This is a genomic window from Silvimonas terrae, from assembly GCF_014202765.1.
In the GTDB taxonomy this organism is placed as follows: domain Bacteria; phylum Pseudomonadota; class Gammaproteobacteria; order Burkholderiales; family Chitinibacteraceae; genus Silvimonas; species Silvimonas terrae.
Window position 1 is genome coordinate 15597 of the sequence record NZ_JACHHN010000011.1, and the last position, 21038, is coordinate 36634.

At 59.9% G+C, this 21038-nt stretch carries 19 protein-coding genes; 15 read left to right on the forward strand and 4 right to left on the reverse strand.

Translation table 11 applies throughout. The features are described from left to right. Nucleotides 1–62: 62 nt before the first annotated feature. From acpA to HNQ50_RS20250, 9 genes are all read left to right on the forward strand, one after another. Nucleotides 63–2198 carry an acid phosphatase gene (acpA, locus tag HNQ50_RS20210; RefSeq protein WP_184103042.1) on the forward strand — a complete coding sequence of 712 codons (2136 nt, stop codon included), beginning with the start codon at nt 63–65 and terminating at the stop codon, nt 2196–2198. A 555-nt stretch (nt 2199–2753) separates the two neighbouring features. Next, nucleotides 2754–4205 carry a vWA domain-containing protein gene (locus tag HNQ50_RS20215; protein WP_221303289.1) on the forward strand — a complete coding sequence of 484 codons (1452 nt, stop codon included), beginning with the start codon at nt 2754–2756 and terminating at the stop codon, nt 4203–4205. A 188-nt stretch (nt 4206–4393) separates the two neighbouring features. Next, complete coding sequence (locus HNQ50_RS20220) at nt 4394–4771, forward strand: 50S ribosome-binding protein YggL (protein WP_184103044.1); 378 nt, start codon at nt 4394–4396, stop codon at nt 4769–4771. Nucleotides 4772–4778: 7 nt separating this feature from the next. Beyond that, a complete protein-coding gene (locus tag HNQ50_RS20225) occupies nt 4779–5240 on the forward strand; it encodes a GNAT family N-acetyltransferase (RefSeq protein WP_221303290.1) in 462 nt (153 codons plus the stop codon). Between the two features lie 9 nt (nt 5241–5249). Beyond that, nucleotides 5250–5885, forward strand: coding sequence for a glutathione transferase (yfcF, locus tag HNQ50_RS20230; RefSeq protein ID WP_184103045.1), 636 nt, complete (start codon nt 5250–5252; stop codon nt 5883–5885). A 19-nt stretch (nt 5886–5904) separates the two neighbouring features. Beyond that, a complete protein-coding gene (locus tag HNQ50_RS20235; protein ID WP_184103046.1) occupies nt 5905–6297 on the forward strand; it encodes an SRPBCC family protein in 393 nt (130 codons plus the stop codon). 160 nt (nt 6298–6457) lie between these two features. Beyond that, nucleotides 6458–7648, forward strand: a complete 1191-nt coding sequence (macA, locus tag HNQ50_RS20240) for a macrolide transporter subunit MacA (protein WP_184103047.1) — start codon at nt 6458–6460, stop codon at nt 7646–7648. A 1-nt stretch (nt 7649) separates the two neighbouring features. After that, nucleotides 7650–9620 carry a macrolide ABC transporter ATP-binding protein/permease MacB gene (macB, locus tag HNQ50_RS20245; RefSeq protein WP_184103048.1) on the forward strand — a complete coding sequence of 657 codons (1971 nt, stop codon included), beginning with the start codon at nt 7650–7652 and terminating at the stop codon, nt 9618–9620. A gap of 8 nt (nt 9621–9628) precedes the next feature. Then, nucleotides 9629–11008 carry an efflux transporter outer membrane subunit gene (locus HNQ50_RS20250; protein WP_221303291.1) on the forward strand — a complete coding sequence of 460 codons (1380 nt, stop codon included), beginning with the start codon at nt 9629–9631 and terminating at the stop codon, nt 11006–11008. 1122 nt (nt 11009–12130) lie between these two features. Here HNQ50_RS20250 and HNQ50_RS20255 read toward each other — a convergent pair. Then, a complete protein-coding gene (locus HNQ50_RS20255; protein ID WP_184103049.1) occupies nt 12131–12487 on the reverse strand; it encodes a cupredoxin domain-containing protein in 357 nt (118 codons plus the stop codon). A gap of 2 nt (nt 12488–12489) precedes the next feature. Next, on the reverse strand, nt 12490–13383 hold the full coding sequence (locus tag HNQ50_RS20260; protein ID WP_184103050.1) for a metallophosphoesterase family protein: 894 nt from the start codon (nt 13381–13383) through the stop codon (nt 12490–12492). A gap of 139 nt (nt 13384–13522) precedes the next feature. Here HNQ50_RS20260 and HNQ50_RS20265 point away from each other — a divergent pair, with 139 nt between their 5' ends. Beyond that, nucleotides 13523–14047, forward strand: coding sequence for a sigma-70 family RNA polymerase sigma factor (locus HNQ50_RS20265; protein ID WP_184103051.1), 525 nt, complete (start codon nt 13523–13525; stop codon nt 14045–14047). Beyond that, nucleotides 14044–14823, forward strand: a complete 780-nt coding sequence (locus HNQ50_RS20270) for an anti-sigma factor family protein (RefSeq protein ID WP_184103052.1) — start codon at nt 14044–14046, stop codon at nt 14821–14823. Before HNQ50_RS20265 ends, HNQ50_RS20270 begins: the two co-directional genes overlap by 4 nt. Nucleotides 14824–14880: 57 nt before the next feature. Here the strand turns inward: HNQ50_RS20270 and HNQ50_RS20275 are convergent, their stop codons facing one another. Further along, the gene (locus HNQ50_RS20275) at nt 14881–15990 is read right to left on the reverse strand and encodes an aldo/keto reductase (protein WP_184103053.1); all 1110 of its coding nucleotides are present in this window, start codon (nt 15988–15990) and stop codon (nt 14881–14883) included. A gap of 110 nt (nt 15991–16100) precedes the next feature. Here HNQ50_RS20275 and HNQ50_RS20280 point away from each other — a divergent pair, with 110 nt between their 5' ends. Beyond that, nucleotides 16101–17030, forward strand: coding sequence for a LysR family transcriptional regulator (locus HNQ50_RS20280; protein WP_184103054.1), 930 nt, complete (start codon nt 16101–16103; stop codon nt 17028–17030). 677 nt (nt 17031–17707) lie between these two features. Here HNQ50_RS20280 and HNQ50_RS20285 read toward each other — a convergent pair. After that, nucleotides 17708–18550: a DMT family transporter gene (locus tag HNQ50_RS20285; RefSeq protein WP_184103055.1), complete on the reverse strand. Its 843-nt coding sequence runs from the start codon at nt 18548–18550 to the stop codon at nt 17708–17710. A gap of 195 nt (nt 18551–18745) precedes the next feature. Between HNQ50_RS20285 and HNQ50_RS20290 the strand changes: the two genes are divergently transcribed. The 3 genes from HNQ50_RS20290 to HNQ50_RS20300 all read left to right on the forward strand — a co-directional run bounded on the left by HNQ50_RS20290 (nt 18746) and on the right by HNQ50_RS20300 (nt 20842). Next, complete coding sequence (locus tag HNQ50_RS20290; protein WP_184103056.1) at nt 18746–19363, forward strand: TetR/AcrR family transcriptional regulator; 618 nt, start codon at nt 18746–18748, stop codon at nt 19361–19363. A 49-nt stretch (nt 19364–19412) separates the two neighbouring features. Continuing rightward, nucleotides 19413–20321 carry an alpha/beta hydrolase gene (locus HNQ50_RS20295; RefSeq protein ID WP_184103057.1) on the forward strand — a complete coding sequence of 303 codons (909 nt, stop codon included), beginning with the start codon at nt 19413–19415 and terminating at the stop codon, nt 20319–20321. Nucleotides 20322–20389: 68 nt separating this feature from the next. After that, nucleotides 20390–20842 (forward strand): DUF2214 family protein, encoded by a 453-nt coding sequence (locus HNQ50_RS20300; protein ID WP_184103058.1) that lies wholly within the window; start codon nt 20390–20392, stop codon nt 20840–20842. Nucleotides 20843–21038 lie beyond the last annotated feature (196 nt).

The following is a 21038-nucleotide window of genomic DNA, read 5'->3' on the forward strand; positions in this document are numbered from 1 at the left end:
AATCAGGATGAAACATTGCGATACGCATAATGCGCGCTCTTCTTACAAGGAGATGTACAAAAATGAAGCGCGCATTGATCCAATTGCCCGCCGCTGTCGCCGTACTTTCTGCTTTGTCCGCCTGTGGCGGCGGCAGCAGTGATACTTCGGTTTCGACTTCGGGTGTAGTCACAGGTAGTTACTTCCGTCATGCCAAGGTGTGCATCGACACCAATGCCAACGGCGTTTGCGATAGCGGCGAAGTCTCCGCTTACACGGACGACAACGGCGCATATACCCTCAAGGCCAATATTGCCGCAGGTTCCAAGGTTGCGCTGATTGCCGAAATCGGCACCGATGCCACCCGGTTTGACCCCACCACCAATACCGCCACACCCGTAACCAGCCGTTTGCTGTTCCGCGCACCGGCCGGCACGACCGTTCTGAGCGCCATCAGCACCGAACTCGTCGCCATGATGAGCCAGAACGGTGGCGATCAAGCCGCAGCAACCAGCACGCTGGCAACCCGTCTGGGCGTCAGCGCAGACAAGCTGCTGGAAGACCACAACAAAGAAGCCGACGCGACCATCAAGGCCGCGCTGCAAGCCGAAAACGATCGCGTGATTCCACGGATTGCCGGCGCGCTGGCCTCGGGCTCTGATCCGCTGACCGCGCTGAACAATGATCTGGCGCTGGATCAGATCAAGACCGTGGTGGTGATTTACGCCGAAAACCGCGGCTTCGATAACCTGTATGGCCTGTTCCCGGGCGCCAACGGTATTCCGGGCAAAAACCCGACCGCCACTGGCAGCATCGCCAAACAGGTGGATTTTGACGGCAGCACGCTGCCGACCCTGCCGCCGGTCTGGGGTGGTCTGACGCTGGCAGGTCAAGCGGTCACCGTGACCCAGGCGCAAGCTACGGGCTGGGCCAACAACATGTTCCAGGTAGATGATCCTGCAGGCGTGCAAGGCACGGGTGTCGTGGTGGACCAGACCGTCATCACGCGCGATCTGGTGCATCGCTTCTATGAAAACCAGATGCAGATCAACGGCGGCAAGAACGACAAATACGCCGCTTATACCGACGCGGGTGCCCTGACCATGGGTTACTTCGACGGTAGCAAGATGAAAATGTGGAACGTCGCCAGGAACTACGTGCTGGCCGACAACTTCTATCAAGGCGCATTTGGCGGTTCGTTCCTGAACCACCAGTACCTGATCTGCGCGTGCGCACCGACCTACCCGAATGCGGATACCGCCAGTGCGCATCCGAGCATCTCGGCAGTAGATACCGATGCCAACGGCAACTTTGTCCGCCTGACCCCGGCTGCGACCGCAGCGTCCTCCGTGCTGAGCGCTGCCGCGACCTATCTGGCCGACGGCAACATCACGCCGAAGGACAAGAACGGCATGTTCTACGCCGTCAACACCATGCAACCGCCGTATCAGCCGTCCAGCAACGCGCCGGCCAGCACCGATACTGCCAAGCTGTATGCAGACCCGACCAAGGCCAACACCTTGCCGGTGCAAACGCAGACCAACGTGGGTGACCTGTTGACCGCCAAGGGCATCACCTGGGCCTGGTATGCCGGTGCCTGGAACACGACGCTGACCGCCGCCCAGGGCAGCCGCAGCTTTGGTTCCCCGACACCGAACTTCCAGTTCCACCATCATCCGTTCAACTACTTCCAGCGTTTTGACCCGGGTACCACCCAGGGCGCTGCCGAGCGCGCAGAACACTTGCGTGACTTCGACAGCCGCTTTGTGGCCGATGCCAACGCCGGTACGCTGCCGACGGTGTCTTTCTACAAGCCGCAAGGTAACCTGAACCAGCACAACGGCTATGCCAACGTGACTGACGGTGACCAGCACATTGCAGACCTGATCACCACGCTGCAAAACTCGCCGCAATGGAAGAACATGCTGATCGTCGTGACCTACGACGAAAACGGTGGCTTCTACGACCACGCCACGGTGCCCAAGGGCGACCGTTGGGGCCCGGGCACACGTATTCCGGCGATCATTGTCTCGCCATTTGCCAAGAAGGGTTACGTGGATCACACCCAGTACGACACCGCATCCATCCTGCGCTTCATCACCAACCGCTTCTCTTTGCCGGTGCTGCAAGGCTTGAAGGATCGTGATACCGCGCTGGTGGCCAACGGTGCCAAGCCAATGGGCGACTTGTCCAACGCGCTGGATTTCTCGCAAAAGTAATCCACCCCGTTGCACGCTGAACCAAACGGGCCTTCGGGCCCGTTTTTTTTGTTATTGCGTCCGGCGTGCCCCCGGGGGGGAATGCCATCCGTTCCCGCCAGGCGTGTCCCTGGTTTAAGGCGTTTTTGTTGCCAAATCCCCATTCCCGCATTGAACCTGCGCAAGACTGTTGAGGGTTCCAGCCCCGCTGGATAAGCAAATCAGTGTGACCTGATTGTGAGTTGCGAAGCCTCCCGCCTACCTTCACCAGCGCGCTTTCTCATGGAAGGCTGCCTCACACCTGATTCCACGTTCCGCTCACGCCAACAGGAAAGTTCAATGTGTAAACGCACCGCATACAGCAGCCTTGTCTGCCTTGCTCTGGCCGCTCTTATGGGCTGTAGCTCCCCCATGCCTGAAAACCAGGTATCAAAAGTAGCCCCACCTCCGACCGTCGTGACGCCGGTACCTGCAGTTCATCCCGCAGTTGCGCCTGCCCCCGTATCGGCCCCGGTGGGAGCAAGGGCTGGCATTGTCATCTCAGGTAGCGCGGAGATGGATAGCCAGTACCGTGTCATGTCCTCGCAAGACACCGCCAAGTACAAACACTATGACGACAATGGCATCCAGCAGGTTGCCAAACATCCGCTGACGACGTTCAGTCTTGATATGGACACCGGCAGCTATGCCAACGTCAGGCGCTTTCTTAATCAGGGCAGCCTGCCTCCTGCCGATGCGGTGCGTACTGAAGAGCTGATCAACTATTTTCCTGCCGAGGGGATTAGCGGCAAGCGCCTGAATAACTCGCCCTTTGCCGCAAATTATGAGCTTGCCCCCAGCCCCTGGGACCCGAACAAGGTCCTGCTGCGGGTGAATGTTGAAGCTGTCGGTAACAACGAGCCTGTACCCGCTTCGAACCTGGTGTTCCTGGTTGATGTGTCGGGGTCTATGGATTCGCCGGAGCGCCTGCCGCTGATCAAGACCTCCCTCAAAATGTTGACGCGACAGTTGCGCCCTCAGGACACGGTATCGCTGGTCACTTATGCCAGTGGCACCCGGGTGGTACTGCCGCCCTTGTCGGGTGAGAACAAGGCTGCTATCGAGGCTGCCATTGATCAACTGCAGGCCGGTGGTGGCACGGCGGGCGCATCGGGTTTGGCGCTGGCCTATCAAATGGCCCGGCAAGGTTTCATCGCTGGCGGTGTGAACCGCGTGTTGTTGGCTACGGATGGAGACTTCAATGTGGGCGTCACCAGTACCCAGGCGCTGATCGAGATGGTCAAGCGTGAGCGTGATTCGAACGTCACGCTTTCCACACTGGGCGTCGGCGGCAGCAACTTCAACGATGCCATGATGGTGCAGATTGCGGATGCAGGTAATGGCAACTATAGCTATCTGGATTCGCTGTCAGAGGCGAACAAAGTGCTGCACGATGAAATGCAGTCCACCCTGGTGACCGTCGCCAAAGACGTCAAGGCGCAGATTGAATTCAACCCGGCGCAAGTGATCGAATATCGGCAGATTGGCTACGAGAAGCGCCAATTGCGTAACGAAGACTTTAATAACGACAAAGTCGACGCAGGCGATATTGGTGCCGGTAAACGTGTCACTGTCCTGTATGAGCTGACCCTGAAGGGGGGTAAACCAAGTGTAGATCCATCTCGCTACCAGTCGGCCAAAGCTGCCAAAGCGGGCGTGACACAGCACGGTGACGAATTGGCGTACCTGAAGCTGCGGTGGAAAAAGCCGGAAGGCAAACAAAGCCAGCTGGTTTCGATGGCATTGCAGAAATCCGGGATGCGGATCTCATTTAATGATGCTTCCACTGACACCCGCTTCCTGGCCGCCGTTGCCGCGTACGGGCAGAAGCTGCGTAATAACCCGTCACTGGCTTCTACCTCCTGGACGTCTATCGCAGATTGGGCAGCGGCCGCCAAAGGTCAAGATACAGCGGGCTACCGCGCCGAATTCGTACGCCTGGCAGGCTTGGCCGGATTAATCTCACCCACGAACCCACAGACCCGGTGAGAAAGAGGTAGCCAGAAAAAAGGACGGCCGAAGCCGTCCTTTTTTTATCTGAACCACTGGCTGGTCCTGGCGCAAACCAGTGTGCGGCGCCGGTGTACAACCCGTTTTTTTGTTCATGCCATCTGCAAGAAGCGCTGCCACACTGCTATTGTTCTGTTTTGTCGTTTAATTGCCTTGAGGTTTTGCCCGTGTCCGCACTTGACGCCGTATCACGCCGCCGTATCAGCAAACTCAACCCGCGCCAGCGCAAAAAGCTGCATGTGGCGGAATATCAGGAACTGGGCTTTGATATCCACGTGACGTTCAAGGCCCCGCTGGATGATGCCGCCATGACCGCATTCATCAACGACACACTGGATTACGCCGACCAGCGTGGCTGGATGCTCGGTGGTCTGGGCGGTCATCTGCCGCTGACAGAAACCTCGGCCTTTGTCTGCAAGGCTGCTCGCGGCTCGCTGGGCGAGGAAGACCGTGACGCGTTTGTGGCCTGGTTCAAGGCTCGTGCCGATGTCGCCACTGCCACGGCCGATGCGCTGGTTGATGTCTGGCACGGCTGGCTGGAGTAACCACGTCGTGAGCGCCCAGGCCGCCTTTGTGTGTCTGCCGGTCAGCCCGGCTGATCTGGAGGACCTGTGCGAGATTCGCGTGCAGGCCATGCAGCCCAGCCTGGCACGGCTGGGGCGCTTTGACGACGCCCGCGCGCGCCAGCGCTTCAGGGATCAATTTCAACCGGCCTTCACCTGGCTGATCAGCGTGAATGACACGCGGGCCGGGTTTTATTGCCTGATCCGCCAGGACAAGGCGTTTTATCTGCAAAATCTGTATCTGTTACCGGCCATGAGCGGGCAGGGCCTGGGGTCGGCCGTGCTGCAATCCATCCTCGCTCAGGCGGATAGCGCCGGTTTGCCGGTGCACCTTGAAGTGCTGATTGAAAGTGACGCTGCGCGTTTTTACGAACGCCACGGTTTTGCCAAACTGCGCGAGGATGGGGTCGATCTGTACTACCAGCGCGCTGCTGCCGTTTTGCAACCTTGAGGCCGGATCATGACCGACGCTGCCATCACGCTCTATACCGATGCCGCATTTCTCAGCCCCTACGCCATGAGCGTGTTTGTGGGTCTGCATGAAAAAGGGCTGCCGTTTTCGCTGGTCAGCGTAGACCTGGATAAAGGCGCGCACTACGCGCCTACCTACCGGGCCAGTTCGCTCACCGCCCGCGTACCCATGTTGCAGGCTGGCGAGTTCACGCTGTCTGAATCCACCGCCATCATCGAATTTCTGGACGACACCTTCGCCGCACCGGATTTTGCGCCGCTGTTGCCAGTCCACCCGCTGGAGCGTGCCCGCGCCCGCCAGGTGCAAGCCTGGCTGCGCAGCGACCTGTTGCCGCTGCGGTACGAGCGTTCCACCGAAGTGGTATTCATCCAGCCCAACCCCACACCGCTGTCTTTTGAAGCCACCGACGCTGTCGAGAAGTTGTTTGATGTGGCCGACAAACTGATCCCGGATGGGGCCACCAGCCTGTTTGAACACTGGTGCATTGCCGATACTGATCTCGCGCTGATGCTCAATCGTCTGGCGCGCAACGGTGATGAGATTCCGGAAAAACTGCGCCGTTACGCTGCTGCGCAGTGGGAACGGCCTTCTGTGCGCAAGTGGCTGAATTTGCGTACCAATTAAGCCCTTCAAGGCCCACTCCATGCTTCCCGCGCTCACCTTCTCTGTCAGCATCAACCGCCCGGCGATTGAGGTCTATGCCTTCCTGGCCGACCCTGAAAACTGGCCGCAATGGGCCACTGGCCTGGCCAGCGGTATTCGCCAGGTCAACGGCATCTGGTACGCGCAAAGTCCGTCGGGCGAGTTGCCGGTGGATTTCTCGCCACGCAACGATTACGGCGTGCTGGACCACACTGTTATCCCGCCGGGCCAGGCGCCGGTGCATGTGCCCATGCGGGTCATCGCCAATGCCGATAGTGCCGAGGTGCTGCTCACGCTGTTCCGGCAACCTGGCATGGCGGATGACATCTGGCAGCGTGACCAGAACTGGGTGCGCAAAGACCTGACGCAACTGCAAGCGGTGCTGACCCGCTGAACCTCTGCGCTTGCGCTGTGTCGCAGCCAGGCGTGGTGCTGTTTCATTTGTATCAACGCGGTAGCGGTACATTTCACCTCGCGCCATCACCGCCACGCCAGCCGGCGTGCAGGTATCATGCCGCAGTCAACCGACTGGCCTTGAGCCACCCAAAAAGAACATGAAACTATCCAGAAAAACGACCCGCATCGTCGTGATCGGGCTGCTTGTGCTTGTCGCCCTGTTTGCCCTGAGCCGTGTGCTGTTCAAGCCGGCCAAACCGCAATTTCTGACCACCCCCGTGAGCCGCATGGATCTGGAAGACAGCGTGCTGGCCAGCGGCACCATCAAGCCGATCAAGCAGGTGAGTGTGGGTGCACAGGTCAACGGTCAGTTGAAGTCGCTCAAGGTCGTGCTGGGCGAGCGCGTGACCAAAGGCCAGTGGCTGGCCGAAATCGACCCGGTTTTGCAAGAGAACGACCTGCGCAAGGCTGAGGCCGGGCTCAGTAACGTGATTGCGCAAAAGGCCTCCAAACAGGCGCTGCTCAAGCAATATGAACTGGCGCTGCAACGTCAGCAAACCATGATCGCCACGGACGCCAGCGCGCGCGCTGATCTGGAAAGCGCGCAGGCGCAAGTGGATTCCACCAAAGCCGATCTGGCCGCACTGGATGCGCAGATCAAGCAATCGGCGGTGGATGTGGATACCGCCAAAGCCAACCTGGGCTACACGCGCATTACCGCGCCCATGGATGGCGAGATCATCTCCATCGTGACGCAAGAAGGTCAGACCGTGGTGTCCGCACAAAGCGCACCGACCATTCTGATCATGGCCAATCTGGATACCATGACCATCAAGTCGCAGGTGTCAGAGGCCGATGTCGTACGCGTCAAGCCCGGCCAACCGGTGTACTTCACCATTCTGGGCGCGCCAGACAAAAAGTTTGAAAGCAAGCTGCGGGCGATTGAACCTGCGCCAGAATCCATCAGTTCAGAAAGCACCACGACCACCAGTACAACCACCACCAGCGCGGTGTATTACAACGGCCTGTTTGACGTCGCCAACCCGGGGCATGTGCTCAAGACCAATATGACGGCGCAGGTGTCGATTGTGCAGGGCGAGGCCAAACACGTGCTGGCGATCCCGGTCACCGCCCTGGGCCGCAAGGCCGCGGACGGTAGCTACGAAGTGCGCGTGCTGGGCAAGAATGACCTGCCGGAAACACGCCAGATCAAGGCCGGCCTGAACAACAATGTGAACGTTGAGGTCATCAGCGGCCTCAACGAGGGCGAGAAGGTGATCGTGGGCGATACCACGACCCTCAAGGCCGCCAGCGATGACCATCGCGGCCCTGGTGGCCCGGGGCACTGACATGAGCACGACACAAGGTCGTCCGCTCCTGCAATTGACGCATCTGGAGCGGCGCTTCCCGGCCGGGGAAGAAGAAGTTACCGTGCTCAAAGACATCAACCTGACGATCAACGCCGGTGAAATGGTGGCGATTGTCGGGCAGTCTGGCTCGGGTAAATCCACGTTGATGAATATTCTGGGCTGCCTCGACCGGCCTTCCAGCGGTAGCTATCAGGTGGCCGGGCGCGAAACCCGCGAACTGCAAACCGACGAACTGGCGACACTACGGCGCGAGTATTTCGGGTTTATCTTCCAGCGCTATCACTTGTTGCCGCATCTGTCGGCAGAAGAAAACGTCGAAATCCCGGCGGTGTATGCCGGCACCGACAAAACCCAACGTCGTGAACGCGCCCGGGGCCTGCTGGCCCGGCTGGGGCTGGCAGACCGCACCTTGCACCGGCCCAGCCAGTTGTCCGGCGGCCAGCAGCAACGGGTCAGTATCGCCCGCGCGCTCATGAATGGTGGCGATGTGATTCTGGCCGATGAACCGACCGGCGCGCTCGATAGTCGCAGCGGCGAAGAAGTCATGAATATCCTGCGGGAGCTACACCAGCGCGGGCATACCGTCATTCTGGTCACGCATGACATGACTGTGGCCAATAACGCCGAACGCATCATTGAACTGCGGGACGGTGAGGTGATTGCGGATCGCCCCAACGTGCATGACCAGCACAGCCTGCCGCGTGAAACGCTGGATAAACCGCTGGCTCACAAACAAAACCTGTTGCACGCCAACTGGGGCCGCTTTGGCGAGGCGTTCAAAATGGCGTGGATTGCCATGATGACGCACCGCATGCGCACGCTCTTGACCATGCTGGGCATCATCATCGGCATTACCTCGGTGGTGTCGGTGGTGGCGCTGGGGCAGGGCGCGCGGCAAAAGGTGATCGACGACATCAGTTCAATCGGCACCAACACCATCGACGTATTCCCTGGCAAAGGCTGGGGCGATGACAAAGCCAGTTCGATCAAAACCCTCAGTCAGAGCGATCTGGCCGTGCTGCAATCCCAGTTCTTTATCGACAGCGTGACGCCCTCGGTCTCGGGCAGTGAAACGCTGCGCTTTGGCAATGTGACAGCCAGCGCGTCGGTCAGCGGTGTGGGTGAGCAGTATTTTCGTGTGCGGGACATGAAAATGGCCAGCGGCCAGGCCTTTGGCGCGGCGGAAGTGACGCGTCAGGCACAAACCGTGGTGATTGACGACAACACCCGCGCCAAGCTCTTCAAAACCTGGGAAAACCCGGTCGGCAAGGTGATCCTGGTGGGCACGCTACCGTGCACGGTAGTGGCCGTGGCAGAGAAAAAAGAAAGCGCGTTTGGCAGCAATTCCAGCCTGCAGGTGTTCATCCCCTACACCACGGCCATGGGGCGTTTGCTGGGGCAGCAGTACTTCAACAGCATCACTGTGCGTGTGCGGGATGGCTTGCCCAATGATCTGGCCGAACAAAGCCTGACCAAGGTACTGACCTTGCGGCATGGCACTCAGGACTTCTTTACCAATTCGTCCGACAGCATTCTGAAAACGGTAGAAAAAACCACCGGCACGCTCACCTTGCTGATCTCTGCCATTGCGGTGATTTCCCTTGTGGTGGGCGGGATCGGCGTCATGAATATCATGCTGGTGTCGGTCACTGAGCGCACGCATGAAATCGGTATTCGCATGGCCGTGGGCGCGCGTCAGCATGACATCCTGCAACAGTTTTTGATTGAAGCCGTGCTGGTGTGTTTGATGGGCGGCGTGATTGGCGTGCTGCTCAGCTTTGGCATTGGCTTTGTGTTCAGCCTGTTTGTGTCCGCCATGGCGATGAAATTTTCCGTGGGCTCCATTGTGGCGGCCTGCGTGTGTTCCACTTTGATTGGCGTGATCTTTGGTTTCATGCCCGCCCGTAACGCGGCGCGGCTGGACCCGATTGAAGCCCTGGCGCGCGAATGATGAGCACCATGAAACCCCTGACTACGTTATCCGCGCTCTTGCTGGCGCTGGGCCTGGCCGGTTGCGGCAGCGTCTTGCGCAGCGATTACACCACGCCGCCCACCACCGTCCCCGCCCAGTGGGTGGGCCCGGTGACCACCGGCAGCAGCGTTGCGGCGCAAGACCCGTGGTGGCACAGCTTTAATGACCCGCAACTCAATGCGTTGATTGATAAGGCATTGCGGACCAATAACGATCTGGCCGCCGCGACACTCAAAGTGCGCGCCGCGCAATTGCAAGCCGGACTGGCCGATACCAACCTCACGCCGACGGTGACGGCGGGCGTGAATGGCAGCGCGTCCAAAGACCTGCAACGCGGTGGCCCGAGCACCCGCACGATGGGCGCTACGGTATCGCTGAGCTATGAGGTTGACCTGTGGGGGCATCTGTCGGCCCTGCGTGATGTCTCTGGCTGGGAAGCCAAAGCCACGGAACTGGACCGCCAGAACACCGCGCTCGCCCTGATTGGCACGACAGCGCAGTTGTACTGGCAGATTGGTTACCTGAACCAGCGCGTGCTCTCCGCGCAGCAAAGTATCGACTACGCCCAGCGCACGCTGGATCTGGTGCGTGTGCAGCACAACGCCGGGCAATCCTCTGGTCTGGATGAAGCGCAATCCGTACAGAACCTGGCCAGCCAGAAAGCCGCACTGACCAGCTTGCTGCAACAGCGCGAAGAAGCGCGTAACGCACTGGCTATCCTGTTTAACCAGGCCCCGGAAAACCGTGAAACGGAGCGCGACGCGCTGCCCATTGGCCCGCTGCCGGAAGTGCCTGCTGGCGTGCCGGCCGATGTGCTCGGTCGTCGACCGGACCTGCGCGCTGCTGAGGCCCGTTTGCGGGAGAGCCTGGCGAACGTGGATGCGACCAGGGCCAGCTTTTACCCCACGTTCAGCCTGACCGGCAGCGTGGGAACATCCACCACCACGCTAGTCGATGTACTCAAGAATCCCATTGGTACGCTGGGCGCGGGCCTGACCTTGCCGTTCATTCAATGGAACACCACGCAACTGACGATCAAGGTCTCGCAAACCCAATACGAAGAGGCCGTGATCAACTTCCGCCAGACGTTGTACTCCGCGCTGTCGGATGTGGAAAACGCGCTCTCCGCCCGGACGCAATACAAGGCAGAAGGCGAGCAGCGGCAGATTGCGTATGACGCAGCGCTCAAGGCCGAGCAACTGGCAGAAACCCGCTACCGGGCCGGGCAGACAGGCGTGAAAGACTGGCTGGATCAGCAAGAAACCCGGCGGACCGCGAAGATCAATCTGGATGAGAACCGGTATAACCAGTTGGTGAATTTGATGACGTTGTATAAGGCATTGGGCGGGGATACTACGGCGCTTTAACCAGCGCGCTGCTGCGGGGCTGGGGTACGAGTAGGGTGGATTCGGAGCGTAGCGTAGCGACAATCCACCGTGGCTGACGTAAAACCTGAACATCTGTTAGCGCCTTGCGGCGCGGTGTTTTACATGTCGGGGGTTGCCCGACAGCAAGTGCCTTTCTTTTGGGTCGCCAAAAGAAAGTAACCAAAGAAAAGGTGACCCCTGCGACAGCGCCCCTTCGGGGTTCCCTGCGCTTCTCGCAAGGCGCGGCTGGCTACGGGAACTCGGGCTACGCCCTCAAACACCCCTCCGCCGAAACCCCGCGCCTTGCTGCGATGCTCGGCACTGCCGGAGGGGAGGTAGGTCAAAAACAACGGCCACATCAAAAACCAAAAACCAAAAACCAAAGCCAAAAAAGCCAAAAGCCAAAAGCCATCCCAACCCCGCAAACCATCTGTCCGTAAGAATGGTTCACCTTGCCTACCACTTCGTCATTCCCGCGGAGGCGGGAATCCAGTCCGCAGCCCAACGGGCTGCCTGCGGTGGATGACCACGACCGTCTTGAATTGTCCCAAGCAGCATGGATGCATCGCAGCTGGATTCCGGCTCAAGGCCGGAATGACGAGTCAGTGGGATGCGTGTTGAGGTAGCGGTTGCCGTTGTCCTGGTGTTTCGTAGTTGCAGTTGTTGTTTTTGACTTTCTTTCCCCCATTAAAGCCCAGCGCCGAGGGCGTGGAGGGAGACCTTGGGCTCCCGACCGACTGAGGGCAGCCCGGAGGGCCGCCACCCCGCTGCAACTGCCATTTGGTGCGCCAGTGTCTTTGTGGGGATACCCACCAAGGGGCAGGCTGGGGTCGCCTTTCTTTGGTTATTTACCCCCAAAGAAAGTGACATGCTCCGGCCACTGCGGGTATCCCACGCTTTAAAAAGACCCGCACCGAAGGCGCTAACACCCGCAACAAGATGAAGCTGGTCCGCACCCCGGATTCCCGCCTCCGGCTCCATCCGGGCTACAAAGTGGTTCTTGCCACCAAAGGCCGCCGCTGGTGGCCGGCTGGATTCCAGCCTCAGCGGGGGGCCGCCGAGGCGAATGACGAAGTACCAGGGCAAGCACCCCGAGCTCAGACGGTTTGCATCCAATCGCACTTACCCCACTTTCAACACCCCACTCATATCCTCATGTCCACTCCCACAAAACACATCACACAAAAACACCACTTCCCCCGGCGGTAAAGCCGGCAGGGTCAGCCGGGCCGTCTGCCCTGGCACCAGATCAGTTCGCAATTTCAGGTCCGGCAAGGAAAACCCCATCACGACATCACTCACTGTCACCTCCAGCACTACCGGCTGATTCGCGGGAATGGCGACGGTAGCGGGCGTATAGACAAAGCGTTTGGCGCTAATGCGCACCACTTTGGGCTCGGCGGCAGCGACCAGCGTGGTCAGCGCGCCCGCAGACAAAGCCGCCATGCTTCCACGCAAAAACTGGCGTCGTGTCGTCATGATCAGGCCCCCTGTACCGGCAGTTCATGCAATACCGGCATGACGGCGCTGGCGGGTTCGGTCACTTCCCGAAAACCCAACCCGTGATAGGGCGCTGCGGCATTCCATGGCACGGGCATGCGTTGCGGTTGTGATCCCGGAGCGGGCAGGGCAAACATCAGGCCCTGGCCAGCGTGATGGGCAATGTGGCCGGTCAGATGATGATGTTCCTGGTGGATATGGCCGTAGAACACGGTCACGTTGTCATAAGGCTGCAGGAGGGCCAGCACCTGATCGCCATCTGTCGTGGCCCAATCCCAGCGCGGGTAAAGATCAAATAACGGGCGGTGGGTGAAGACAATGATGCGGGCATCATGCGGCTGTTTGGCCAGGTCCGCCGCCAGCCATTGCAGTTGGGCGTCGCCCACTTTGGCATGCGGGTCGCTCACATTATCCAGCACGATGAAATGCACGCCTTTGTGATCAAAGGTGTAGTGCGTGGCGCCAAAAAATGCCTGGAACACCGCACCGTTATCCAGCGAGGCATCGTGCTCGCCTGGCATGTAATGCACGACCGGGACGGTGATTTGTGCCGCCAGTTGTTTGAATTCCTGCATGCGCTGGCGGCGCATGGCCGGGTCTTCACTGATGTGGGTGAGGTCGCCGGTGAACACCACAAAATCCGGCGGTGGGTTGAGCGCGTTAACGGCGGCGATGGCTTTGGGCAGCGTGCCGGTGTTGTCCGGGTTGACGGCCGGGCCCTTGAACCCCCAGTGCGTGTCAGACAACTGCACAAAGTAAAAATCACTGTTGGCGTCCTGGCCCCCTTTGCCCATGCCGGTGCAGCCGGTGACCAGTACCACACTTCCCAATCCGGCCAGTTTAAGAAAACTGCGCCGGTTGATTGCGTTTTCCATGTTTTTCACCTTTGCTATGTTGAACACGTGTGGGGCGCTTGCTGCCCTTGTGTGTACAAACCAGCGGTGCGGAAAAAATATTCCGCATCAGGTGAAATAAAACTGTCCGCCCGGCAGTTAACACAGCATGAACGCCCCCATGCCACCCGACAAAAAGACCCGCTTTGAGCAACTGGCTTTGCCTCATCTGAACCGTGCCTGGCAACTGGCGCGCTGGCTGGCACGCAATGATGTGCAGGCCCAGGAAGTGGTGCAGGAGGCCTGGTTACGCGCATGGCGTTATTTCGATGGTTTTTCCGGCAACGCCGAGGATGCCCGCGCGTGGTTGCTGGCCATTGTGCGCAACGCGTTCTATGACAGCGTGGCCGTAAAACCAGAGACCGAACCGCTGGACGAAGCCGGCCCCGATGCGGTGGACTGGCGCTTCAATCCGGAAATCCTGGCCGCCCGTGCCGACGCCCGGCGCGTGCTGGAGCAAGCTTTGCGGCAACTGCCAGTGGCGTATCGGGAGATGATCGTGCTGCGCGAACTGGCGGAGTGCACGTATGAAGAAATTGCCACGCTGACGGGTTTGCCGGCCGGCACGGTGATGTCGCGCCTCTCTCGCGCCCGCAGCCAGCTGGCCCAATTGCTGGGCGCGGCCCAACCAGGAACAACGCGATGAACCATGATGATATCCAGACGCGTTTGTCCGCGCTGATTGATGACGAACTTCCCGCCGCAGAGGCCGATACCCTGCGGGCGCATCTGAATGACTGCGCTGAATGCCGCGAGGCCTATACGGCCATGCTGGCATTGGGTACCTGGGTGCAGCGCGATGCCATGACCCCATTGCCGCCCGTGCTGGCGGCGCAACTCTCTGCCAGCCTGGGGCCAACTGCACCGGCCGCTCCGGCCCGGCCGGTACGCCAGAGCGCCCCGGTGCGCGGCTGGTTCTGGCCGTCTCTGACCGGCCTGGGCGGCGTGCTGGCCGGTGCTGCGCTGATGTTCGCCGTGCTCCCACTGTTGCAGCCTTCCTCTGATCTGCTCAGCCAGGACCTGCTGGCCGGGCATATTCGGGCGCTGCAGGTGGATCATTTGTCTGACGTAATCAGTACCGACCAGCACACGGTCAAACCGTGGTTTGCCGGCAAACTGGATTTCTCGCCACCTGTGCATGACCTGGTGGCGGATGGCTTTCCGCTGGCCGGGGGCCGGCTGGATTACCTGCAACAACGGCCGGTGGCTGTGCTCAACTACCGTTACCGGTTGCATGTGATTGAGGTCTACGCCTGGCCGGCGGCGGGCAAACCGGTCGGTGAGGCGCTGCAAACGCGTCAGGGCTATCAGATTCTGGGCTGGCAGCAAGAAGGCATGAATATGTGGGCGGTGTCTGATCTGAACGGGGCCGATCTGCAGCGTTTTGCCGGTCTGCTGAAAAAAGCGGGAGGCGTTTCCTGAACGGATAAGCGGATTAAAAAGCCCGGCATTTGCCGGGCTTTTTTTGTCGCAGCGCGTTCACGCTTTTGCGACCGGCACGGCGGTCACCGGCGCATAGGCTGCGGGCTGACTGTTTACGGGTACGTTGCCGTGAATGCGGTGCTGGTGATTGTCCGCAAACATGTAATACGGGAAGGGGCGGGCAGGTGCGCTGATGGCGTCAAGCCGTGCCAGTTGTGCATCCGGAATGGCGAATTCCAGCGAGCGCATGGTCTGCTGCAGTTGTTCCGGTTTGGTCGCACCCACAATGACGCTGCTCATACCCTTGCGGTGGTACAACCAGTTGAGCGCCACTTGCGCCATCGGCCGCTCGATGTCCTGGGCCACGCGTTCCAGTTCCGCCACGATCTCAAAATTACGGGCGGTGAGCTTGTCAAAGCCCGGTGCCGCCTGGCCACCGGCAGAGGTGGTCTGCAAACGGCCGTCGCCAAACTGGCCGCCCTGGCTGGGCTTGTACTTGCCGCTCAACAACCCCATGGCGAGCGGGCTCCAGGCCACCAGACCCATGCCGGTTTCTACGGCCAGATCAGAGAACTCCAGTTCGGCATTGCGTTCGATCATGGAGTACTCCAATTGCAGGGCGGCGACCGGTTCATAACCGCGCCATTGCGCCAGCGTTTGTGCTTTGGCGGCATACCAGGCCGGTGTGTCAGACAAACCCACATAACGGATTTTGCCGGCGCGCACGGCATCATCCATGGTGCGCATGACTTCTTCTGCCGGCGTGACCCGATCCCAGGTGTGCAGGTAATACAGATCAATGTAATCCGTGTTCAGGCGCTTGAGCGAACCCTCCAGCGCCCGCATCAGATTCTTGCGATGATTGCCACCGGCGTTGGGGTTACCCGGCTCGGCGTTGTAGCTGTATTTGGTCGCCAGCACGACGCGATCGCGCACCCCGCGTTCGGCAATGAATTCGCCAGTCCAGATCTCGCTGGTACCGGCGGTGTACAGATCTGCGGTATCAATGAAATTGCCGCCGTGCTCCAGGTAAACATCAAACAGGCTCTTGGCGACATCACGTTCCGTGCCCCAGCCCCATTCAGTGCCAAACGTCATGGTGCCCAGAGAGAACGGGCTAACCCGCAAACCAGAACGACCCAGCAGATGGTAAGTGGCGTTACTCATGATGAATCTCCTCAGTAATCCCGGCCAGACAACCGGGGTGGTCGCTTGTTGACGGAACCCATTCTGGTCTGCTTTATTGTGAAGAAAAATACTTTCTGGATTGATGGACCATGAAGCAAAACTTAAAAATAGATCCGGCCCAACTCCCCGCCTTGTTAGCATTTGAACGGGTGGCCCGCCACGGCAATTTCAGCAAGGCGGCCGATGAAATGGGCGTGTCGCCCTCGGCGCTCTCGCAGACCATCCGCAACCTGGAAGCGCGCACCGGCATTCATTTGCTTAACCGCACCACGCGTCGGGTCAGCGTCACGGAAGCCGGCCTGCGTCTTTTATCCGGCGTGACGCCCGGGCTGGCGCAGATTGAAGCCGCGCTGATTGATCTGGAAGACCTGCGTGAACAACCGGCCGGCACCTTGCGCATTAACCTGCCGCGTCTGGCGTACCGCATCATCATCGCCCCGTACCTGGCGGTGTTTATGCAGGCCTACCCGGATCTGCACGTGGAGTTCCGCCTGGATGAGGGCCTGAGCGATATCGTCGGTGAGGGTTCTGATGCCGGTATCCGCTTTGGAGAAAGCGTGGCACGGGATATGGTCGCGGTACGGATCGGCGGCAAGCGGCGCATCGCCGTCGCGGCCACGCCAGATTATCTGGATCGCCACGGCCGCCCACAGGTGCCGGAAGACCTGTTTAACCACAACTGCCTGCGTTACCGCTTTATCACCAGTGGCCGACTCTACGCCTGGGAGTTCACGCGGGATGGACGTGAGTTTGAAATCGGTCTGGAAGGGCGGCTGGTGTACAACGACATTTACGATATGGTGGATGCCGCGCGGCTGGGTCTGGGGATTGTTCACATCACGGAAGACGTGATTGCCGGGGACCTGGCCAGCGGGCGGCTGGAGCGGGTGCTGGCTGATTGGTGCGCGCCGTTTGACGGGTTCTTTTTGTACTACCCCAACCGGGCGTGGATGCCGCGCAAACTGCGGGTGTTTATTGACTGGTTTCAGCGGGTGAACCAGATGCCACAGCATCCGTAGCCCGGATGGAGCAGGAGGCGGGAATCCGGTTGTAGGGTGGATTCGGAGCGGCAGCGACAATCCGCCATTGCTGTCGTTGAAACCTGAACCATTGTCAGCGCCTGAGGGCGCGGGCTTGAAAGACATTTGATACCCGGGGTGCCGGGCCCACGTTACTTTCTTTGCTTCGCCAAAGAAAAGCGTCCGTAGCCCGGATGGAGCCGGAGGCGGGAATCCAGTTGTAGGGTGGATTCGGAGCGGCAGCGACAATCCACCATTGCTGTCGTTGAAACCTGAACTATTGTTAGCGCCTGACGGCGCAAGTTTTAAAATCGTTTGATACCGGCGGTGGCCGGAGCACGTCACTTTCTTTGCTTCGCCAAAGAAAGTAACCAAAGAAAGGCGACCCAGCCTGGCGGCCCTCCGGGCTTCCCTCAGTCGGTCGGGAGCCTAAGGTCTCCCTCCACTCCTTCGGCGCTTGGCTTTAACGGGGGAGAAAGTCAAAAGCAACGGCAAAAGCAACGGCAAAAGCAACGGCAACAGCAACAGCAACAGCACTGCTGGACTGGCACACAGCTCGTATTCCCCTCGGCGGGCCCCCGCGAAGGCGGGAATCCAGCTGCAATATTCGCAAGAATACGGGCGTCACCCCTGTCACTCCGCCTCGTCATTCCGGTGAACTCTGCAATCCCCGCCGCCTAACCCCGCCGCCGGTTCAAAATCACCAGCACAATCCCGCCCAGAATAGCGATTGACGCCAGAATCAGCCGCAGACCCAGTGGCTCATTCAGAAACAACACCGCCCCGATCGCGGCAATGGCGGGGACGGACAACTGCACAATGGCCGCAGTGGTGGCCGCCAGCGCTGGCAAGACGCGGTACCACAAAGCGTAACCCAGACCGGATGTGACCACACCAGAGGCCAGCGCATAGAGCACACCTGCCATATCAAACCGCGTGTGCTGCATAACGATAATCCAGCAGCCCAACGCAACAGGTGTTGCCCGCAAGAAATTACCGGCGGTGACCGCGGTTGGGTCACCCGCACCGCGGCCGCGCAGGGAATACACACCCCAGGCCACTCCTGCGGCAATCATGAGCAGGGAAGAAAACAGTGGCGGGGCGGACAGGCCGGGCAACATCAAGCCGATGACGCCGGCCGCAGCCATCACGACACCCAACCATTGCCAGGGCGTGAGCCGTTCGCCACGCCACATGCCATAACCAATCATGCTGATCTGCACGGCGCCAAACAGAATCAACGCACCCGCGGCGGCTGGCAAATTGACGTAGGCCCAGGAGAACCCGGCCGCGTAGATAAACAAGGCCAGCGCAGAGGTCAGATTGCCTTTGAAGCGTGGACGTTGCGTTCGCAAACACACCAGCACCGCCAGCACTGCCGCCCCTGATGCGATGCGGATCAAGGTGAAACTGGCCGGGTCAATTGCGGTGGTTTTCAATGCCAGCCGGCACAGGATGGAATTGCCGGCAAAGGCCACCATGGCAAACAGCGTGAGGGCAAACACGCGGGCAGGGGACATAAAAAGAGGTACTCGCAGTATCGTGCTGTTGGGTTTCGCACCGTGTTGTGACTGCATTCTGGCAGCGATTCCCGCGCTATCAAAGCGGCGTTGCAGCGCTGTCGCAAACGTGACGTAACCGGCCAGATGACCGTCTGGCATCTCGCCAACTTATGCTGTTTGTATAAAACGACCGATCGTGCTAATTTTCAGCGCATGGGAAAAGGCGAACAGAAAAGACAAGACATCATTGAGCACGCGCTCATGCTGGCCGGGCAGGTGGGGCTGGAAGGCCTGAGCCTGGGTGGCCTTGCCACCAGCATGGAGATATCCAAAAGCGGGCTGTTTGCGCATTTCAAATCCAAAGAGGCCCTGCAACTGGCCGTGCTGGAACTGGCGCGCGAGCGTTTTGTGGCGGAAGTCATGGCGCCCGCAGTGGCGCTCCCGCGCGGCATGACGCGGCTGACCGGATTGTTTGACCGTTATCTGGCCTGGATACGCGGCCAGGCCAGTCAGGGGTCCTGCATTTTTATGGCGCTGGCGCATGAATACGATGACCGGCCGGGCGATATCCGCGACGTGCTGGTCAATTGCTGGCGCGAGTTCGGCGGCTCGGTGGCGCGCGTGGCCGCCACCGCCATTACCGAGGGCGAGTTCCGGCCAGATTGCGACCCAGGCCAGTTCGCCTTTGAGTTTGTCGGCATTGTCATGGTGTTTCAGCACGCCCACAAATTGATGGGCGAGGCGCAAGCCGAAGCGCGCGCCCGGCAAGCATTCAAACGATTGCTGCGCTCTTACCGCCAGCCCGAAGCCCTGGCTGTGCGCCCGTCATAACGCATTACAAACACATCAACACAGCAATTCCACACTCCGGAGCCTGATCATGAACCAGCCTGATGTTGCCTTTGCGAATCGCCAAAAAAGCACGACCGGTCGTTCTTATGAGCCGCCCGCGCCGAAATGGGTAAAAACCGGCTTGTCTGCCTTGAACGCCGTGGCACCCCAGGCCGCAGCAGGGGTCTTGCAGCATCTGTTCACGACGCCCCCGCGAACTGCCTTGCGTGCGGATGAGCGCAGCGTATTGGCAAGCGCGCGGCGCTGGCAAAGCCGGGTCCGTGGTGAGTTGATGTCCGGTTACGAGTGGGGCGATGCCACCGCGCCTGCCGTGCTGTTGCTGCATGGCTGGGGCGGGCATGCAGGACACATGAGTGGCATGGTCGGGCCCTTGCTGGCCGCCGGTTACCGGGTGCTGGCGGTCGATGTCCCCGGCCACGGCAACTCGCCCCGCGCCCGGGTGGCGTTGCCGCATTTCCATGAGGCGCTGGAAGATATGGCCCAGCGCGCCGGGCGGGATCAGGTGCACGGCGTGATCGCCCATTCTTTTGGCGCGGCGGGCACCACCTACGCCTTGTCACGCGGCTTATCCGTGCCCCGGGTGGTGTTCATCGGGCCCATGACGCAATTTGGCGCGCTGTGGGATGCGGTACGGACCCGCACCGGTGTCTCCCAAGGGCTGATCCAGCGCATGATCACGCGGATGGAGGCCCGTTATTGCCTGGGTTTTGATGAAGTTGAACCCGTTGCGCTGGCCGCAGGCCTCAACACCCCTTTACTGGTGCTACATGATCTGGACGACGACAAGGTTTCCGTCGCGCAGGGGGAGGCCCTGGTCGCCTGCTGGCCTGGCGCCGCTTTGCGCACCAGTTCGCAATTGGGGCATTTGAAGATACTGAAGGATGAAACCAGCGTGAATGCCGCTGTGGCATTTCTGTCGCGACCCGCCACCGTGTAAGAGCGGCGCCGGTGGAACCGGGCCAAAGTGGTCTAACATTCACGGCATTCAAACGGAGAATGTGAACCATGGTTTCAAGCTGGGTGCTTGCAGTTGTTCATCTTCTGGGGGTGGGGCTCGCCTTTGCCGCCATTTACAGCCGCGCCCGCGTTCTGGGCAAACCGCCAGCACGCATTGATTTGCCCGAGGCGTTTCTGGCGGATTCTTTGTGGGGCATCAGCGCATTGGTGCTGGTACTCACCGGCCTGACCCGCGCGTTTGGTGGCTTTGAAAAAGGCACGGTCTATTACGGCCACCAGCCGTTTTTTCACATCAAGATGGCCTGTCTGGTGGCGATTTTCCTGCTGGAAATCTACCCCATGATTACCTTGCTGCGCTGGCGGGTGGGCGGACGCAAGGGAGATGCGACGCCGAATTTGTCCGTGGCGCGTAAATTGTCGCAGATCAGTTATCTGCAACTGATGTTGCTGGTGCCGATGGTGTTGAGTGCGGCGGCGATGGCGAGGGGGATTTTGTTGTAGGGGGCAAGTCAAAGACAACCCCAACCCTGCAAACCGTCTGCCGGCAAAAATGGTTTCTCTAGCCCATCACTTCGTCATTCCTGCGCAAGCAGGAATCCAGTCTGCAGCCCAACGGGCTGCTTGCGGTGGACGACCGCGACTGCTTTGAATTGCCCTGAGCAGCATGCATGCGTCGTAGCTGGATTCCGGCTCAAGG

What these genes read in the sequence shown, in the direction of transcription:
- HNQ50_RS20270 (WP_184103052.1), top strand. Translation starts at nt 14,044, where the DNA reads ATGAACCATGATGATATCCAGACGCGTTTGTCCGCGCTGATTGATGAC.
- HNQ50_RS20290 (WP_184103056.1), top strand. Translation starts at nt 18,746, where the DNA reads ATGGGAAAAGGCGAACAGAAAAGACAAGACATCATTGAGCACGCGCTC.
- HNQ50_RS20275 (WP_184103053.1), bottom strand. Translation starts at nt 15,990, where the DNA reads ATGAGTAACGCCACTTACCATCTGCTGGGTCGTTCTGGTTTGCGGGTT.
- HNQ50_RS20265 (WP_184103051.1), top strand. Translation starts at nt 13,523, where the DNA reads ATGCCACCCGACAAAAAGACCCGCTTTGAGCAACTGGCTTTGCCTCAT.
- HNQ50_RS20300 (WP_184103058.1), top strand. Translation starts at nt 20,390, where the DNA reads ATGGTTTCAAGCTGGGTGCTTGCAGTTGTTCATCTTCTGGGGGTGGGG.
- HNQ50_RS20280 (WP_184103054.1), top strand. Translation starts at nt 16,101, where the DNA reads ATGAAGCAAAACTTAAAAATAGATCCGGCCCAACTCCCCGCCTTGTTA.
- HNQ50_RS20215 (WP_221303289.1), top strand. Translation starts at nt 2,754, where the DNA reads ATGTCCTCGCAAGACACCGCCAAGTACAAACACTATGACGACAATGGC.
- HNQ50_RS20255 (WP_184103049.1), bottom strand. Translation starts at nt 12,487, where the DNA reads ATGACGACACGACGCCAGTTTTTGCGTGGAAGCATGGCGGCTTTGTCT.
- HNQ50_RS20250 (WP_221303291.1), top strand. Translation starts at nt 9,629, where the DNA reads ATGAAACCCCTGACTACGTTATCCGCGCTCTTGCTGGCGCTGGGCCTG.
- HNQ50_RS20285 (WP_184103055.1), bottom strand. Translation starts at nt 18,550, where the DNA reads ATGTCCCCTGCCCGCGTGTTTGCCCTCACGCTGTTTGCCATGGTGGCC.
- HNQ50_RS20260 (WP_184103050.1), bottom strand. Translation starts at nt 13,383, where the DNA reads ATGGAAAACGCAATCAACCGGCGCAGTTTTCTTAAACTGGCCGGATTG.
- acpA (WP_184103042.1), top strand. Translation starts at nt 63, where the DNA reads ATGAAGCGCGCATTGATCCAATTGCCCGCCGCTGTCGCCGTACTTTCT.
- HNQ50_RS20295 (WP_184103057.1), top strand. Translation starts at nt 19,413, where the DNA reads ATGAACCAGCCTGATGTTGCCTTTGCGAATCGCCAAAAAAGCACGACC.
- macB (WP_184103048.1), top strand. Translation starts at nt 7,650, where the DNA reads ATGAGCACGACACAAGGTCGTCCGCTCCTGCAATTGACGCATCTGGAG.
- HNQ50_RS20235 (WP_184103046.1), top strand. Translation starts at nt 5,905, where the DNA reads ATGCTTCCCGCGCTCACCTTCTCTGTCAGCATCAACCGCCCGGCGATT.
- yfcF (WP_184103045.1), top strand. Translation starts at nt 5,250, where the DNA reads ATGACCGACGCTGCCATCACGCTCTATACCGATGCCGCATTTCTCAGC.
- macA (WP_184103047.1), top strand. Translation starts at nt 6,458, where the DNA reads ATGAAACTATCCAGAAAAACGACCCGCATCGTCGTGATCGGGCTGCTT.